Consider the following 19016-nt stretch of genomic DNA (forward strand, 5'->3'; position numbering starts at 1 on the left):
GAGCCTCCTTAAAACCATCGGGTGGTAGGTGATTACAACCAATCCACAGTATCTTATATATCATAGTCGAACCTACAGAAGAGGTAAAGAAGAGACTATGATTTAACAGTTATTAAGACCTTGGAGATGGTCTCTAAAAACTACTACTATATAATACGAGGTGATTAACATGTTTTCTGAAGCATTAAGGATATTGGATAATAATACTGCAGAACTGATGGCTGACAGGTTTAAGGCACAGCTTGAAAATGCTAAAATTGAAGTAAAGGCTGTAAAACACGAATTAAAAACTACCAGGAAGGAAGTTACAGCAGCCAGACAGGAATTAAAAATCACCAAGCAGGAAGTGGATGCTGCTAAACACGAAGTGGATGCCGCTAAACAGGAAGTTAATGCCGCCAAGCAGGAAGTGGATGCCGCTAAACAGGAAGTTAATGCCGCTAAACAGGAAGCAAATGCTGCCAATGAAAGAGCTGAAAACGAAGCTAAGGCCAGAATCAAGGCTGAAAATGCTAAAGCACAATCAGATGCCAGAATTGCTAAACTTGAGGCCATAATTGAAGAACTTAAAAATAAGAACAATTAGCACATAACTTTAAATAAGGCTTCTTATGTAATTGCAATATGCAATTACCATAAGAAGCCTATGCTGTTTAACAAAGCTTAAATGCTATATTTGTATTATTATTTTTTATTCAGACATATCAACAGATGTTCCTCCTACTGACGAATCCGAGCCCCCACTTGTTGAAACATCAACGGATATCTCAGGAAAATCTCCTGATGCCTCGGTATTATCCGCAATCTCATCCGGGTCAGGATTTTCTTTCTTATCATCATCTTCCCATAAAGAATCGTATTTCTTCCTGTCCTTTTCTCTTAATTTCAAAAGCATTGCTGCTGATTTTGCTGCCTGATACAGCTTATCTGAATACTCCATAAGCTTTTTTTCATCTTTATATGGTACTTTACCGCCTGTTGCTATACGCCTTGCAACTTCAAGAATCTTTCCGTATTCGGCCGCCAGACCTGTTTCAGGGTCAGATATCTGCCTGTTTACTTCTGCATTTGCTACATTACAATGCTGTTCGGCAAGATTATCAAGAATATCCTGATTCTTCAGAAACTTATCCTCTGTTTCTTTCAATGTAAGTTCAAGCGATGCAGCTTCATCACTATATGCAGAATCGCCTGTAAGTTCCGCCATTTTTTTTGCCTTATCACGTTGACTTGTTAGTGTTTTTTTCTGTTCTACCAGTGCACTCCTGTTTGCCAGATAGATTTTTTGTGCTTCAATAATTTTCATCTTTTCACATCCTTGTTCTAATGATAAATTAACACATAGTTACATTAATAAATATTTTATAGTAATATTATGTTATTTATATCGGATGTCAGTTTAGATTTTATAACTAATCTATTAAATATTTTAAAAACCTTTTTTAATCCACCCAGCTTCATTATACCCCTGCACTCTTCTTTAATACTGCTGATGAAACAAGAACTGACATAAACATAAGACAAACATACAACCCTGCCATATCATCATATCCTGTAACCGGCGAATCTGTCATACTATTTTTTATTTCTCCTATACCTGCATCAACACCGCTTTCTGCTGTATCACTACTGTCCTGACCTGCACCACTTTTTTCTTTTTTAAGAATAACATATGTTGAAAATCTATTCGTTTCAAATGATATAGTACCTTCATTTGCAGTTGTGTCAAGCTTTGTAATCTCTCCGTTATGATTTCTTATAACAATATAATCATAATTTTCATCATAATCATCTATTGACACATTAAGCGTAACAGGCTTTTCAAATTCCGTCACATCAGATACCCATGCACTTCCATTTCCTTTACTCACAAGCTGCTGTAAAGTAAAATCAACAGCTGATACATAAACCGCTCCTTCTGCCACAGCCTGCTCTTTTTGCGAATCATATGAGGTATTATCTGACACTGTAAGTGCAAGATTACCGCTTGCCACAGCATTTTCACCATTGGAAATGCTTACAGATTTGACTGTATTTCCCTTATCGATCTTAATCTCGTCCGATGCCTTTTCAAATAATCCTTTAAGATGAATATTTGAATCTCCCATTACAAATGTGAATGTTGACACATTATCATCATCAGGCGTCAATTTTTCGCCCCCATTTAACGTAAGTCCCGCTACCTGCCAGCCATAATCAGGTATAAGCTTTATCGTTACCTTTCTACCTGTTTCAACCGCAATATGCCCGCCTTTTTCATCTCCGGGATTATTGGCAAATGGAATATCATGAAAATCATTTACGCCCTCTATTGCTGTAATTTGGGCACATCCATGTTCAAGCCATGCATCTTCTCCATATGTTTTCTCATCATATGCCCAGCTTACCGTAAGTACATTTTTATCAATCTGAATACTATATGTTCTCTTTTGTGTAAGCGTCTGTGCATTACTTATGCCTGTATCAAACATATTAAAATCCGTCATAAGCATATACTTGTCTTTATTTAATGTTATGTAAATACTTACAGACGAAACCTCTGCATTAAGGCTGTATACACCATTATTGTCTGATGCAGCCTGTGCAAGCGTTTTATACTCTGTATCACCTTGTGCTTTCACATAGACTTCAAACGAATTATCCTGTGCTTTCATTTCCTCATATGACGAAACCACTCCCTCAAATCTGAACGATATAGCTGTATTTTCTTCAGATGCTGCTATTCCTTTTGCTGGTATAAACTGCATTGTAAAAACAAGTCCCAGTATCAGCACTGTAAACCATGATATATATTTTTTTGAATTTTTCATGCATATCCTCCTTTTTTCTACATAAAAATGTCGTATATGATACTAATTTAATATCACATACGACATTTTTTTGTAAGTTGACATATGTCTCAAATACACAAATCATCCATTTTCTACTGGATTCCAGGCATAATAATACTGAATAAGACCCACACGTTTATTTGTATTTGTTTTCTGATTGATACTGCTTATATGTCTGTATAAAGCCGCTCTTGATATAAAAAGTGATTCTGCTATATCCTGAACATCCTTATCTGAAGAAAGAAGTGCATTTAAAACTTCTTTCTCTCTTTCTGTAAGCGAATAACATTCACAAAACAGTTCAAATTTCTTTTCCGGACTTATTATTTCTTCTTGAATCTCATCTGTCTGTTCATCACTCTCTACCTGTTTTTGTGGATAATACTGATTAAGGTATATAAAAATAACAATACTTATAAGCACAAACAATATAACAGAAACAACAGTTATAACCATATTACTTCCCGAAGTGAGAAGTTTTACTGATACAGCAGATGTAATAACTGCACACAGATTATTTACTGCACGCCCAAGTCCTGCCCAGAATTCAGGATTTTTCATTTTATATGATAAGCTCATAAATGATGCTGTAAAAAATACAGCAAAAAATCCTGCTGATATATAAAATATAACAAGCCCTGCAATAAAAATCCCACCGAAATTAATTATGACTATGCATAATGTTGATATAAGAGTTATACAATACATAATCATACTCATATAACGTCCATTATGTATATCAAATAAAAATCCTGCACAAAGACCACTCAATGCAAGAAGTATTCTCGGAAGCTGCCCTATGTCAACACTTCCCTGTGCATGAACAAGTGTTACCGCATTATCAAGAGATACAAATATACATGACATAAGTGCAACCATAATAACAAGAAGCATACCTGTAAGCATTTTATTTTTAATCAAATATCCATCCGCACTGTCATATTTATCCACATTATCTTTCTCTTCTGCAAATTTTTTACGATATATAATAAGCCATATAAGGCTGACAGCCAACACTATTATAACCGCTTTTTGTGCGATTTCTTTTTTTATAATATTATTGTTGATAAATTGTAAAAATACACCTGCCGCATATGCAATTCCAACATATGATGATATTTGTGAACTTTCCCTTAAAATAACAGATGAATAATAAATCGCTGCACTTCCTGTTATTCCAAGTAATACAAAAAATATACATCCTATAATAATCATTATTTCATATGACGAATGTCCTGAAATAACAGCAACCGATACAGCTGCAATTATTGAAGCCACAATTCCAGCCACATATTCCAGGTATCCTTTCAGATAACGATTTATAAACGGAAACAATACAAAACCCAAAACACTGGCACCAAGTATATAATTTTGTACAAGAACAACTCCATCTGAATCCACAAGATTCATCATCATATTATCAAATAAATATTCTGTTCCTAAAAATACAAAATTAAATAAAGTGAGTATTGCTGTTACATATATTTTTTTATTTTTCATATTTATGTCATTCCTCTTAAAACTATTGCATGTTTTATTTTTCTTTTTCAGGTATCTGTGCAATTATAACTGCCGCAAACACAAGCACACATCCAACAGCCTCTCTTATGCTTAACACTTCATGCAGAATCAGCCATCCGGCAAGCACTGCAAACACTGATTCAAGACTCATAACTATAGATGCAACCGCCGGTTTTGTATATTTCTGTCCTATTATCTGCAATGTATATGCAATTCCATTGGACATAACACCTGCGTATAATATTGGAACTGCTGCTTTTACAATATTTCCTATATCGGGTTTCTCAAAAACTAATGCCAGAATAAGTGATATTACGGCACATGTTGCAAATTGTATACATGACAGTTTTATTCCGTCTTCAGACGAAAAATGTTCTACCGAAAATATATGGCACATAAAACACACCGCACATAAAAGCAGGCAGATGTCCGCCGCATATATACCTGAAAACCCACCTTTCATGCATAAAAGATACATTCCGCTTATACATCCAATAACAGACAATACAATTACCGGACGTATTTTTTTCTCAATAAGTGCTGTCAACACAGCAACCATAACAACATATGTTGCTGTCAAAAATCCGGCTCTTCCGGATGCTGCCACTCCCTTAGGATATATGCTTATTCCATATTGCTGTAACGACATTGCCGTACATAATACGCAGCCACATATAATTCCGCCTTTTATCGGCCATTTTGTTTTAGGCCGATACTCATCTGATGTTATTTCCTGTTTTACATTCTTATTTGCTGACAGACGTACAACCATTATCACTATTACAAGAAATGCCGCTCCTACAAAGGAACGGCTTGCATTGAACGTAAATGTACCAACATTCTGGGAACCGCTTGTCTGTGCAACAAAAGCGGTTCCCCAGATAAAAGCTGCCAGCAGTAAAATCAAGCTTCCTTTAATATTCTTCACTGCATCCTCTTTTCTACATTTCTTTCTTTTTTGAATTAACACCGGTTATATATTTAATTCCTATAAGTGTTCCAATCATAAGAACAATTCCTATTATAAGCGGAATTACCGGACTTTGTATAAATCCTGCAAGTATATAAGTCATGCATGATATAACCGCAACAACCATAACATACGGAAGCTGTGTGGATACATGATTCATGTGATTACACTGTGCTCCAGCCGATGCCATAATGGTTGTATCAGAAATAGGTGAACAATGATCTCCGCATACAGCACCAGCCATACATGCAGATATTGATATAATCATCATTGTATGATTTATTCCTGAAAATGTTCCTACAACAATAGGTATGAGAATACCAAATGTTCCCCATGACGTACCTGTCGCAAATGCGAGTAACGCACCAATTATAAATATAATTGCCGGGAACAGCGAAAGCCATGGACCTGATATATTTTCAACTAATGATGCAACATATTCTTTTGCACCAAGACTGTCTGTCATTGACTTTAATGTCCATGCAAATACAAGAATAAGAATTGCCGGAACCATCGCTTTAAATCCTTCAGGAATACAATTACAGCACTCTGTAAAACCCAGTACTCTTCTGACAGAATAAAATGCTATTGTTATTATAAGTGCAAAAAAGCTGCCAAGCATAAGTCCCATTGAAGCATCACTTCCTGAAAATGCTTCAATAAATCCTGTTCCGCTAAAAAATCCTCCTGTATAAATCATCCCGATTACACAGCATATTATTAATGTCACAATAGGAAAAATTAAATCTATAACTTTTCCTCTTCCCTTTATCACATCCTGCGATACATTCTCATATGGCCTGTCACCCGTTGTATAAAGGTCTCCATTTGCAGCATTAGACTCATGCTCTGCCATAGGGCCAAAATCAATCTTTAATATTACAAATGTAAGCATCGCAACTATTGTGAGCAACGCATAATAATTATACGGAATTGCATTGATAAATATTGAAAATCCGTCTTCACCCGGAACAAATCCGGTAACCGCTGCTGCCCATGAAGATATAGGTGCTATGATACATACAGGTGCTGCTGTTGCGTCAATAAGATATGCAAGCTTTGCCCTTGATACATTATGTTTATCTGTTATAGGTCGCATTACGCTTCCAACAGTAAGACAGTTAAAATAATCATCTATAAATATCAGCACACCAAGAAGTATAGATGCAAGCTGTGCTCCTATTCTTGTTTTAATATGTTTTCCTGCCCATTCACCAAATGCAGCAGAACCGCCAGCCCTGTTCATCATGCTTACCATAATTCCCAGTACAACAAGAAATACAAGAATTCCTACATTATACGAATCCGTAAGAACTCCAAGAATTCCGTCATCAAATATATGAAGAACAGATTTTTCCAGGCTGAATCCCGTCTGGAAAAGATTCCCATAAAATAAACCACCCATAACAATTCCAATAAATAAAGAACTGTAAACTTCTTTTGTTATAAGTGCAAGTATAATAGCCACAAGTGGCGGAATCAAAGCCCAGAATGTGGCATACATATTAGGTAAATATTCTACGATTTCGTTCATGAAATCTCCTTTCAACATTTGTTAATCTGACAGCTATTATACAGGACTGCCATACTGTTTTTCAAGTACCGGAATCATTTTTAATATCTGTATAATGAGTGGAATTACCATAATAAACCATACTATCGGCTCTGCAACAATGACACCAGCATATCCAAGCCACGGAACAAGCGTCGCAGCAATTATAATTTTCCCAACCATTTCCAGAGAACTTGATACAAGCGGTATTATATGTTCGCCAAGCCCCTGCATCGCATTTCTTAGTATGCATATAAATGCTGTAACAAAATAAAATACCGTATCAAATTTAAGATAATTCACCGCATTTCTTATTACATTTTCATTATTGCTTCCTGTAACAAGATATATAAGCCAGTCTCCGATTGTATAACTTGCTATTACTGTAAGCACACACCATGAACATGTATATATAAGTGCGGATTTTATTCCTGTTTTAACGCGGTCAATTCTTCCGGCCCCCATATTCTGACCGCAATAAGTAGCCATCGTCTGCCCAAATACAGTAAACATTATCATAAACATCTCTGATATTTTTCTTGCTGCAGTATGTGCAACAATTATATCCTGTCCAAGCTTGTTAATTGCCGTCTGAAGTGTCAATGAACCAATATTTACAAGTGAACTCATAAATCCCATTGAAAGACCTGAGCCCAGCATATTTCTTACAAGATTACCATCAAGAGCTGTAAAATCACTCTTTGTAAGACGCAGTATCTCATATTTTTTAAACATATAAACAAAACATATTACAAATGCAATAATCTGTGCAAGCACCGTTGCTATCGCAGCTCCACGCACGCCGGACTTTAATACTACAACAAAAAATAAATCTCCGGTAATATTAAGAGCAACCGATATAAGAAGTATTATAAGCGGCGTTATTGTATCACCCAGTGACCTTAAAACAGCTGCACATGAATCATAAAGAAATGTTGCCGTCATTCCGGCAATTATAATAAATATGTATGCACCCGCTTCACCATACAGATTATGCGGTACATTTAAAAATCCCAAAAGTGTATTTTTAAATATCATTCCAAGAACAGTAAGCACTATTGATATTCCTGTTCCAAGAAGTATCGATGCCGCAAAAGATTTTTTCATTCCCTTTATATCTTTCGCACCAAATCTTTGTGCAGTTATAATTGCAAATCCGTTGGCAAGTCCAAGCAGAAATCCTATAATAAGATTACTTACTGTACTTGTCGAGCCAACAGCTGCAAGTGCATCTTCACCAAGAAAAGAACCTACAATCCTTGTATCTGCAAGACTGTACGTAAGCTGTAACAGATTTGCAAGAAAAATAGGAAACGCAAAAGATAAAATAAGCGAAGATGGTTTGCCTTTTGTCAAATCTTTCATATATTTAATTCTCCTATACTTCTAATTCTATGACTATAGTCATGTCAGTTTTTATCGCAATATTCTTTTATTGTCGCAAGAAGTTTATCAAAATCAAGCGGTTTTGCCATGTGAACATTCATTCCCGCTGCAAGGCTCTGCTCAACATCATCATGAAAGGCATTAGCACTCATTGCTATAATAGCAACCGTTTTTGCATCTGGTCTGTCCATTTTTCTTATATTTTTTGCTGCTTCAAGTCCACCCATTACAGGCATCATAACATCCATGAGAACAACCTTGTACTCTCCATATTGCGATGTTTCAAATATTTTAACAGCTTCTTCCCCATTGACAGCCGGCATAACCTGTGCACCGGCTCCTTCTATTATAAATCTTGCAATTTCCATATTAAGCTCATTATCTTCAGCAATAATAATTTTATTTCCGTCAAGCCTAATTTTTTCATCTGCAGCTATTTCCTGTTGTCTGCTTTCATATGAATCATCTATCTCAAAAGGTATTTTTACATAAAATGTTGTTCCATATCCCTGTCTGCTGATAAATTCGATAGTTCCTCCCATCTGGACAGTGAGCTTTTTTGATATTGCAAGACCCAGCCCTGTTCCTGCATATGTTGTGCGTGCCCTGGTTTTTTCCTGTGCGAATGGTTCAAATGCTTTTTTCTGAAAATCTTCACTCATTCCCTGTCCATTATCAGTACAAACAAACTCAAACATTATATTTTTTTCATCTATCCTGTTTTCTGTGCAGCTGACCCTTACATATCCTCCACGCTTATTATACTTTACAGCATTAGATACAATATTTTGAAGTATCTGTTTTATGTGAAGTGAACTTCCTATAAGATGGTCATTTTCTATATTAAGCGGAGCTTTTATATAATCCACGCCACTTTCATTTGCCTGCATTTCTATGACACTGTCAACCTCCATCAGTAGTTTTGAAAGACAAAATGGCTCTTTTGTAAGAACTATCTCACCTGATTCAAGTTTATTCATATCCAGAACATCATTAACCAATTCAAGTAAAAATCCTGATGCCGCCATTATCTTATCAAGACATTCTTCTGCTTTCTTTCTATCATTCAGATAAAAACGGCATATTTCAACCATTCCTCTTATACCATTAATAGGAGTTCTTATATCATGACTCATGCGTCTGAGAAAATCAGTTTTGGCAACGTTGGCCTTTTCTGCCTGCTGTGCAGCTGCCTTTAACTGATGCTGATATTTTAACTCACGAAGCTTTTCTTCTGTAATATCACGAAAAAGCATGAGAATAGCAGCTATATGCCCATTTTTATCATAACTTTGCGGAACAATTGCAATCATATACCATCTGCTGTTGATATTTTCAACAGTATATTCAAGATAACGGCTCTGCTCCAGACGTGTCATAAGTGTATTAATATCTGCAAACTTCCTGAATGAATCTCTTTGAGACGGAATAATCCGGTTGCTTGTATAGTCTTCAAGCATCTGTTTTACGTTATGTTTCTGGTCAAAAATATAATCGAGCTTTTCCGGAGTCTTTATAAGTTCCCACTGGTCATTCTTAATATCAATAAGAATAAGTGCAGAATATATGCTGCTTATCGACCTGATTATACGAAACTGCTTGTCAAGCTGTCTTGTGTTTATATAAAGTATATGCTGCCTTATTGCCATGGCAAGAACAAGCATCATTATGTATGCACCCGTACAGAATATAACCGCTTTTGTACGGTTACTGTAAATTGATGATGATGGAAAAAATACATATATTCCATATCTTCCATATATCATCCTGCTGCCATACCACTCAGACTGTGACGAACCAAACTTTACCATTTTGTTGCCATCATCATTCCAGTCCCCCAAAAAAGCATCTTGATATTCGCTTAAAGTCTTCCCCTGATATTCCTCAATATTACAATTAACAATTTTATCATCACACGATATAAAAACAATTCCATCATTTTCAAATGTAAAATCCGTTATAAGTGATTCCATTGTTATATCACCATTGTTTTCAAATCCCGGCTGTTTCTTTTCATATGCAGCAACAATTCCACATTTATCTCTTCTCGAAACGACTGCCATATCATATTCACCATCATCAAGTTCAATTCTTGTCATGTATGATTTCAACGGGTATTCTATAATCTGTGTAATAACATTATTATCGATATTAGCACTGTCAGAAATCTTTTTCCACCATATGTCCGAATCCTCAGTAAAATGTTCACAATTCATATCCGAATCAAATATACATATTCCTCCGAGTCTCTGTTCATAAACATAATCCTCGAAAAAACTTTCATCATATGCTTCTTTGTCAAGGCTTCTGGCTGCTTCTGTCGTTTTATCAAGCAGTCTGTACAAACTCTTTACTTTGTCATTTTCTTTATAATCTTCATATCTTAAAATTCTTGACTTTGCAAAAAGAAGCGTTTTGTCTGCTGCTTTTTCTGTCCTGCGTACATCATACACTGTAAAAAGACCATATACCGCAAATATCAGAAACAATCCTATAAATGTCACAGTATATACCATCTTAACGCTTATCTCACCTTTTTTTATAGCTCTCATTTAATCATCCCCCATAAATATATCTGCGTTAATTCCATATGATTCAGCAATTTTTTTAATTGTTCCATCATCTATCATCTGCTTTAATATATCATTAAGCATATCCGGAACATCATCAGATCTCCCCTTTTTAAATGCAACTCCAAGTTCAGATTTATATAATATCTCATCAAGAATAATAAACTGCTGCGGATTAGTATCAACAAATCTTTTAATTGCAACCTCATGTCCTGCCGCAGCATCTATATATCCTTTTCTCAGACTCGCATATAATTCACTCATTGTAGACATGCTGTAAACAGCAGAAACTCCCTGAATTCTATCATCTTCACCACTTAATATGATATGTTCCGGTTTTGATGTTGACTGCACTGCAATTCTTTTGCCCTTTAAATCAGCAAATGAATTGATTTCTCTGTCTTTCCTTACAACAATAACCTGACGGCTGTACATATATGGTCCCGCCCATCTGTAATCATCAGTTCTTCCGCTCATTGTAAAACTTCCCCACAGACAATCAATCTCATTACTGTCAAGAAAGCTATCCTTCCTGTCCCATGTAATCTGCTTAAAAACAGGTGTTATCCCCAGCCTGCGGCACGCTTCCTTTGCAATATCCACATCAATACCAACATTTTCACCAGACTCATCAATGTAATTATATGGTTCATAATTGTCACTCCCGATTACAAGACTGACAGCACTTATTCCTGACGATTCTTCAGCTTTAATCATATCATCTTCATCTGTATCATTGCTTTCCGAACATCCTGTTAAAAGCAGTATACAAACCATCATTAATACCAAAATATACTCACATGTCTTCTTAAAAATATCTCCTCGCATACATCTCTCCCCATTCTTTATAACCGTATCAATTAATTTACTGTATATTTATTATACAGCAAATATCATAAATTACAATTACAATTTTTATCTGTATGTTTTATTTTTAAAAAAACACAATATACTTAATATTATTAACTATATTATGGCATACACAAAATTATGGTGCAAAAAAAGAAGACAGAATACGACGCCGCATACTAAGTACCGTCATCACAACTTCTGTCTTCTGTATTATAATAAGCTCCCTGCAGCTATATTTGCAAGTCCGCTCATGATGATATCATAGACATTTATTATTATTTACAAGACAAAAAAATTTAAAAATGATACATTTGGGGACGTCTGTCACGAAACAGCCCCCAGCTCACTCTCAAATCACGGTTTTCATCTAAATCCGACTCGCCATATACTATTTCTTCTTTATCACGCGATGCCTGCATAACAATTTCTCCTGTGGAATCCGTGACAAATGAAGAACCATAAAATACAAGTGAAGATTTCTGTCCGCCATTTTCATCTGATGGCTCTACATACTCTTCTCCGATTCTGTTAGCAGCGACAACCGGAATTACATTGCAGGCTGCATGTCCCTGCATACATCTTCTCCAATGTGGCATACTGTCAACTTCAAGAATCGGCTCAGAACCTATTGCTGTTGGATAAAATAATATTTCCGCTCCCTGAACAGCCATTCCTCTCGCAGTTTCCGGAAACCACTGGTCCCAGCATATTCCGATTCCTATTTTACCATATCTTGTATCCCACACCTTAAATCCTGTATCTCCCGGTGTAAAATAAAACTTTTCCTGATAATAATGGTCATCCGGAATATGTGTTTTTCGGTAAATTCCAAGAACACTCCCGTCTGCATCGATAACTGCAGTCGTATTATAAAAAACATTTACGTCTTTTTCATAAAAACTTATCGGAAGCACAACTTCAAGTTCAGCCGCAACTTTTTTAAAATGATTAACCGCTTCATCTTCTTCTAAACTGCGTGCATATAAATAATAATCATAATTTCTTTCCTGACAGAAATATTGTCTTTCAAAAAGCTCCGGCAGAAGAATAATCTTTGCTCCTTCTGATGCTGCTTTGCGAACCATTTTATCCGCTTTTGCGATATTTTCTTCTACAGATTTTGTGCATTGCATCTGGATGCCTGCGTATTTTACTTTTCGCATTTTATCTCTCCTCAAATTTTCAAAAATATAATATCAGTCAAAACCTTCCGCTTTCGGTATCTGCTGTGTAATGCAGTGTATATTGCCGCCTCCGACAATTATATCCCTTGCATACACTGGAATTATCTGTCTTTCAGGAAATGCCTCCGATAAAATATCACATGCTGCTTTATCGTTTTTATCACCAAACTGGGGAACTATAACTGCTTTGTTTGATATATAAAAATTGACATATGATGCAGCAAGTCTCTCTCCTGCTTCCCTTTCATCCTCACCGTCCTCAAATTCAAGTCCTTTAAGGTCATACTCCGTTATGCATATATGATTTGAAGGAATTGGAAGTTTCCTAACCTTTATTTTTCTTCCTTTCGCATCTGTTTCATTTTCAAGAACTTTAAGACATGACATGCTCATCTCGTACTGTGGATCATTTTTGTCATCCGTCCATGCAAGAACAACCTCACCCGGCGATGTAAATGCACACACGTTATCCACATGCTCGTTGGTTTCGTCATTATATATTCCACAAGGAAGCCATATTATTTTGTGGACATTGCAATACATTTTAAGTTTTTCTTCAATCTGTGGCTTTGAAAGTCCCGGATTGCGTCCTTTGCTTAAAAGACAATTTTCTGTAACAAGAAGTGTTCCTTCTCCATCTGTGTGTATAGAACCGCCTTCAAGAACAAATGGTGCTGCATTGTAATAATCACATCCGAAATGCTTCATAAACTCTATCGCAATCTTATCATCCCTGCTCCAGTCAGCATACAATCCATCATACTCACCGCCCCATGCATTGAACTTCCAGTTAATTCCTCTTAAAATTCTATCTTTATACGAAACATCAGCATCGCCGCTTACGACAAATGTCGGTCCTGTATCTCTTGCCCATGCATCATCGGAATCCATAATAACTAATCTTATTTTGTCCGAAAGCATTTGAAGTGCATTTTCATACTGTCTTTCTGAAACCAGCATATAAACCTGTTCGCTTTCTACTATCGCTTCTGCTATGGAACAAAATGCCTTTCTCGCCTCTCTTGCTTCATATGCCCACGACCCCGGTCTTTCAGGCCAAATCATAATACATCCATGATGCTGCTCAAATTCCGCCGGCATACGAAATCCGTCGTAAGCTGGATTACATAATAATTCACCCAATTTACAATCTCCTTTTAAACTCATCGTAATCAAAATGTTTCCATACCCTGCAATCGCCATTTGCATCCATAATTGCAATGTCCGGCAATGGTATTCCGTTAAATGTATTGTTTTTTACCATTGAATATATTGCCATATCCTCAAATACAAGCCTGTCTCCTGCATTTACTTCTGAATCAAACTCATAATCACCGGTTATGTCACCTGCAAGACATGTATATGACGATAATCTGTACCTGAATCTTCCATCAGCAGGCTTTTCCCATATATCGGCATTGATATCATCAAGCCTTACGGCATCTCTTAATGGCGGCACATATGGCATTTCAAGCACATCCGGCATATGACATGCTGCTGATGTATCAAGTATAAGTGTCGTTATCCCGTTTTCCACCTTATCAAGAACTGTTGTTACAAGATAACCGGCATTTAATGCAACAGCCTCTCCGGGTTCGACATAAACATCCACATTATAAGTTCTTTTTACATGATTTATGCAATTTTCAAGCCTTTTTATATCATAATCATCCCTTGTTATATGATGTCCGCCGCCAAAGTTGACCCATTTTATACTGTCGGACCGCATCAGAAAGCCGAATTTTTCTTCAACAACATTTAGAGTTTTCTCTAAATCATCGGAATTCTGCTCACATAGTGTATGAAAGTGAATACCCTCCATTCCGGCAAGTGCATCAGGATTTTTCTGCAGTACTTTTTTCAGATTTTCTTCTGTTACTCCAAGTCTGCTGCCCGGGGCACATGGATCATATATTGCATGATCTCCCTGTGTTGAATGCTCAGGATTAACACGCAGTCCGAAGCTCACTCTGTTATTTATACACTTCTCTTTATGGCATATAAGCTGATTTACTGAGTTAAAGACAACATGGTCACATATTTTTACAAGTTTATCCATATCTTCATCTGTAAATGCAGGTGCAAAAACATGATTTTCTTTTCCCATGCACTCATGCCCGAGTTCTGCCTCAAAAATCCCGCTTGCCGTTGTTCCGCTTATGTATTGCGATATAAGCGGATACAACGCATATGATGAAAATGCTTTCTGTGCAAGAAGTATATGACACCCCGTATGCTCTTCGACACTCTTTAATATTTCAAGATTATGTATAAGTTTTTTTTCATCAATAACATAAGCGGGTGTCTTTAACTCATCAAATTTCATAATAATTCTCCTTGTAATCCGCAAAAATTATCCGTTTACGGCACTTTAATATCAATCAACCAGTACGGGATTTTCATCAACTTTCCACGGAAGTCCGTATTTGTTAAGTGCGTCCATATATGGGTCAGGATCAAACTCGTCTGTCGTAAATACACCCGGCTTATTCCATATTCCTTTTGCAACAAGCATTGTTCCAATCATCGCAGGAACACCTGTCGTATAAGAAATAGCCTGTGAACCGACTTCTCTGTAACACTCCTGATGGTCGCATACATTGTAAATATATATTTTTCTTTCTTTTCCGTCCTTAATTCCCGTAAATATACAGCCAATATTAGTCTTTCCGACTGTTCTTGGACCGAGAGAAGCAGGATCTGGAAGAAGTGCTTTTAAAAACTGTATAGGAACTATCTGCTGACCGTTAAATTCAACAGGATCTGTTCTTAACATACCTACATTTTCGAGGCATTTCATGTGTGTAAGATAACTCTGTCCGAATGTCATAAAGAAACGGATTCTCTTAACATGAGGAATATTTGCGGCAAGTGCTTCTATTTCTTCATGGTGCAAAAGATACATATCCTTCATTCCTACGCCCTCAAAATCATATTCACGCTTGATTGACATAGGCGGAATCTCAACCCAGTGTCCGTCTTCCCAATAAGAACCCGGTGCAGAAACTTCCCTCAGATTTATTTCAGGATTAAAGTTTGTTGCAAAAGGATAACCGTGATCGCCACCGTTGCAGTCGAGAATATCTATTGTATGTATTTCATCGAAATAGTGTTTCTGTGCATATGCTGTAAATACACTTGTAACACCCGGGTCAAAACCAGTTCCCAAAAGTCCCGTAATTCCTGCCTCTTTATATTTTTCCCTGTAAGCCCACTGCCATGAATAGTCAAAATATGCTGTAAAACCGAGGCGTTTGCATCTTTCCTCATACACCTTTCTCCACTCAGGATTATCCGTATCCTCACACTCATAATTCGCAGTGTCAACATAAGGAACTTTGCATGCAAGACATGCATCCATAATCGTTAAATCCTGATACGGAAGTGCAACATTAAGAACAACATCAGGCTTGAATTTATTTATCAATGCAATAACCTCATCTGTGTTATCCGCATCAACCTTTGCTGTTGTAATGTTTGTCTTTGTATTTCCCTTTAATTCTTCTGCAAGCACATCACACTTGCTCACTGTCCTGCTCGCAATACACAAATCAGTAAATACATCACTCACCTGACATATTTTGTGAATTGCAACTGAGGCAACGCCTCCACATCCGATTACTAATACTCTGCTCATTATTTTTCCTCCTGTTCTAATAATTCTTCAACATACTTTGGAAGCATAAATGCTCCTGTATGAAGATTAGTTGTGTAATATTCTGTATATATGTCTCTTTTTTTCCACTCGTCTGCCTTAAAATCTTTAAGCGGATGATACTTCTTTGAAGCAAAACCGAAAAGCCAGTAACCTGACGGGCTTGTAGGTATGTGTGCCTGATATACCCTGCTTATCGGAAATGTGTGAAATACTTTTTTATGCATACTCCTGCATGCATCCTCATCCTCGTCATAAAATGGGCTTCCGTGCTGATACACAAGTATTCCGTCATCTTTTAACGCCTTGTAACAGCTTCCGTAAAATTCTCTTGTAAACAGTCCCTCAGACGCTCCAAACGGGTCAGTTGCATCATTTATGATAAGGTCATACTCATTCATTTTCGAGCGGAGAAATCTCAACGCATCATAATTGTATATATGCACTCTTTCATCATCAAGACCTATTGAGGTCTCCGGGAAATACTCCTTGCACACATCGACAAACATGCTGTCCTGCTCGACAATATCTATATTTTCGATATTGTCATATTGCAATAATTCTTTTGATACGCCGCCATCACCACCGCCAATGATAAGAACATTTTTCACATCAGGGTGCACCGCCATCGGCACATGCACAACCATTTCATTATAAATAAAGCAATCCTGCTCCGAAAATATAACGCTTCCGTTAAGTGTCAGGAATTTACCGAATTCAGGCGATTCAAACACATCTATCCTCTGATAATCGCTTTTTCCTGAAAATAACTGCTTTTCCACACGTATGTCAAACTTAACATGCGGCGAGTGCAGCTCCGAAAACCAAAATTCCATATTGCCCTCCAAATTATGCATTGTTCATTCTTTATATTTCATTTATTTTTTATATTTTTAATACATTCAGATATTCAAGAGCCGAATCTTCCATTCCCTGCATTGAACATCCTTTTTCAACGGAATATTGTATGTAATCAATAATTTCTTCCGTAATTTCCTCACCCGGTGCCAGTATCGGTATTCCAGGCGGATATGCCATTACAAATTCACCTGAAATATGACCTTTCGTATCGCGTATAGGCATTTTTATTTTTTCGGCATAAAAAGCTTCCTGCGGAGATGCAAGAACCCTCGGAAGAAGCATCTGCCTGTCTACCTCAAATCTTTTCTCTTCTTTTGAGTAAATACGGCTTATTTCGGCAAGTGCACCGACAAGACGCTCAATATCCTGAATCCTGTCTCCGATTGAAATGTATGCCATAATATTTCCTATATCACCAAACTCAATCTGGATATCATATTCATCCCTTAAAATGTCATAGACCTCTATTCCGTCAAGTCCTATATCTCTTGTATACACGCACAGCTTTGTGACATCATAATCGTATACCGTACCTCCGTTTACAAGCTCTTTACCATAAGCATAATAACCGCCTATTGAATTAATTTCATCCCTTGCATACTGTGACCACTCGCTAACTTTTGCAAATGACTGCCTTCCCCTTAATGCAAGATTACGCCTTGATATATCAAGGCTCGTCATAAGAAGATACGATGCACTTGTGGTCTGCGTGATATTGATAATTGTCTGGACATAATCCGCATTCATTCCGTTATTCGTCAGAAGAATTGAACTCTGTGTAAGCGAACCACCGGATTTGTGCATTGATATAGCTGCCATGTCCGCTCCCGCTTTCATAGAATTCATTGGAAGATTATCCCCGAAATAAAGATGTGTTCCGTGTGCTTCATCGGCAAGCACTTTCAATCCGTATGAATGAGCTATGTCACATATTCCCTTTATGTCAGAGCATATTCCGTAATATGTCGGATTATTTACAAGCACCGCTACTGCCCGCGGGTGCTCCTGAATCGTCTTTTCAACCTGTTCTACGGTTACTCCGAGTACGATTCCTAACTTTGCATTAATCTCCGTGTTAAGATAAACAGGTATTGCACCGCACAAAATCAACGCATTGATAACACTTTTATGAACATTTCTCGGAACAATAATCTCATCGCCTGCCTTACAGACTGAAAGTACCATATTCTGTACTGCCTGCGTTGTTCCACCAACCATAAAAAAAGCATGCTCTGCACCAAACGCATCTGCCGTCAGCTCTTCTGCCTCTTTTATTACCGAAACCGGATGACAAAGATTATCAAGCGGTTTCATTGAATTTACATCAATTCCCACACATCGTTCACCAAGTAAATCGACAAGTTCGGGATTACCTCTGCCACGTTTGTGTCCCGGAACATCAAACGGAACTATTCTTTTTTTTCTGAATCTTTCGATAGCCTCATACAATGGAGCTGATGCCTGTCTTTTTAAATCCATTTCCTCTCTCCCTGCCATTATATTATCGCAGCGGCCGTCAGATTTCCGTATAATACAAATTCTAAATTTTCGTAAAATACGGACTTTGGCTTGCTGCCAACGTAAAATGTGTGCCGTAAGGCACAAAAAGGCGTGATTAATTTAAAATTAATCAC

Annotated in this window: 15 protein-coding genes; 1 reads left to right on the top strand and 14 read right to left on the bottom strand. The window is 37.0% G+C overall.

Translation table 11 applies throughout. From position 1 onward, the window contains the following. The first annotated feature begins 169 nt into the window (after window positions 1-169). A complete protein-coding gene (locus H8S01_RS00005) occupies window positions 170-586 on the top strand; it encodes a hypothetical protein (RefSeq protein WP_186835747.1) in 417 nt (138 codons plus the stop codon). Window positions 587-691: 105 nt separating this feature from the next. Here the strand turns inward: H8S01_RS00005 and H8S01_RS00010 are convergent, their stop codons facing one another. The 14 genes from H8S01_RS00010 to H8S01_RS00075 form a co-directional block, all read right to left on the bottom strand. Further along, the gene (locus H8S01_RS00010; protein WP_021865894.1) at window positions 692-1306 is read right to left on the bottom strand and encodes a hypothetical protein; all 615 of its coding nucleotides are present in this window, start codon (window positions 1304-1306) and stop codon (window positions 692-694) included. Window positions 1307-1460: 154 nt separating this feature from the next. Beyond that, complete coding sequence (locus H8S01_RS00015) at window positions 1461-2810, bottom strand: hypothetical protein (protein WP_186835748.1); 1350 nt, start codon at window positions 2808-2810, stop codon at window positions 1461-1463. A 102-nt stretch (window positions 2811-2912) separates the two neighbouring features. After that, entirely contained in the window at window positions 2913-4331 is a 1419-nt protein-coding gene (locus tag H8S01_RS00020) for a helix-turn-helix domain-containing protein (RefSeq protein WP_186835749.1), read from the bottom strand. A 34-nt stretch (window positions 4332-4365) separates the two neighbouring features. Continuing rightward, window positions 4366-5280 carry a DMT family transporter gene (locus H8S01_RS00025; RefSeq protein WP_186835750.1) on the bottom strand — a complete coding sequence of 305 codons (915 nt, stop codon included), beginning with the start codon at window positions 5278-5280 and terminating at the stop codon, window positions 4366-4368. Between the two features lie 13 nt (window positions 5281-5293). Next, on the bottom strand, window positions 5294-6856 hold the full coding sequence (locus H8S01_RS00030) for a Na+/H+ antiporter NhaC family protein (RefSeq protein ID WP_186835751.1): 1563 nt from the start codon (window positions 6854-6856) through the stop codon (window positions 5294-5296). Window positions 6857-6892: 36 nt separating this feature from the next. Continuing rightward, window positions 6893-8239, bottom strand: a complete 1347-nt coding sequence (locus H8S01_RS00035) for an MATE family efflux transporter (protein ID WP_186835752.1) — start codon at window positions 8237-8239, stop codon at window positions 6893-6895. A gap of 44 nt (window positions 8240-8283) precedes the next feature. Beyond that, window positions 8284-10812 carry an ATP-binding protein gene (locus H8S01_RS00040; protein WP_186835753.1) on the bottom strand — a complete coding sequence of 843 codons (2529 nt, stop codon included), beginning with the start codon at window positions 10810-10812 and terminating at the stop codon, window positions 8284-8286. Next, window positions 10813-11658 (bottom strand): substrate-binding periplasmic protein, encoded by an 846-nt coding sequence (locus H8S01_RS00045; RefSeq protein WP_186835754.1) that lies wholly within the window; start codon window positions 11656-11658, stop codon window positions 10813-10815. Window positions 11659-11978: 320 nt separating this feature from the next. Further along, entirely contained in the window at window positions 11979-12845 is an 867-nt protein-coding gene (gene aguB / locus H8S01_RS00050) for an N-carbamoylputrescine amidase (RefSeq protein ID WP_186835755.1), read from the bottom strand. Between the two features lie 33 nt (window positions 12846-12878). Continuing rightward, entirely contained in the window at window positions 12879-14033 is a 1155-nt protein-coding gene (gene aguA, locus H8S01_RS00055; protein ID WP_186835756.1) for an agmatine deiminase, read from the bottom strand. Continuing rightward, window positions 14011-15192 carry a carboxynorspermidine decarboxylase gene (nspC, locus tag H8S01_RS00060; RefSeq protein WP_186835757.1) on the bottom strand — a complete coding sequence of 394 codons (1182 nt, stop codon included), beginning with the start codon at window positions 15190-15192 and terminating at the stop codon, window positions 14011-14013. The genes aguA and nspC overlap by 23 nt, the downstream gene beginning before the upstream one ends. Window positions 15193-15243: 51 nt before the next feature. Next, complete coding sequence (locus tag H8S01_RS00065; RefSeq protein WP_021865883.1) at window positions 15244-16503, bottom strand: saccharopine dehydrogenase family protein; 1260 nt, start codon at window positions 16501-16503, stop codon at window positions 15244-15246. Continuing rightward, window positions 16503-17357 (bottom strand): polyamine aminopropyltransferase, encoded by an 855-nt coding sequence (gene speE, locus H8S01_RS00070; RefSeq protein WP_186835758.1) that lies wholly within the window; start codon window positions 17355-17357, stop codon window positions 16503-16505. Before speE ends, H8S01_RS00065 begins: the two co-directional genes overlap by 1 nt. Window positions 17358-17406: 49 nt before the next feature. Continuing rightward, window positions 17407-18861 (bottom strand): aminotransferase class I/II-fold pyridoxal phosphate-dependent enzyme, encoded by a 1455-nt coding sequence (locus tag H8S01_RS00075; RefSeq protein WP_021865880.1) that lies wholly within the window; start codon window positions 18859-18861, stop codon window positions 17407-17409. Window positions 18862-19016: the final 155 nt, after the last annotated feature.

Source organism: Lachnospira hominis (ex Liu et al. 2021) (assembly GCF_014287955.1).
GTDB classification, from domain to species: domain Bacteria; phylum Bacillota; class Clostridia; order Lachnospirales; family Lachnospiraceae; genus Lachnospira; species Lachnospira hominis.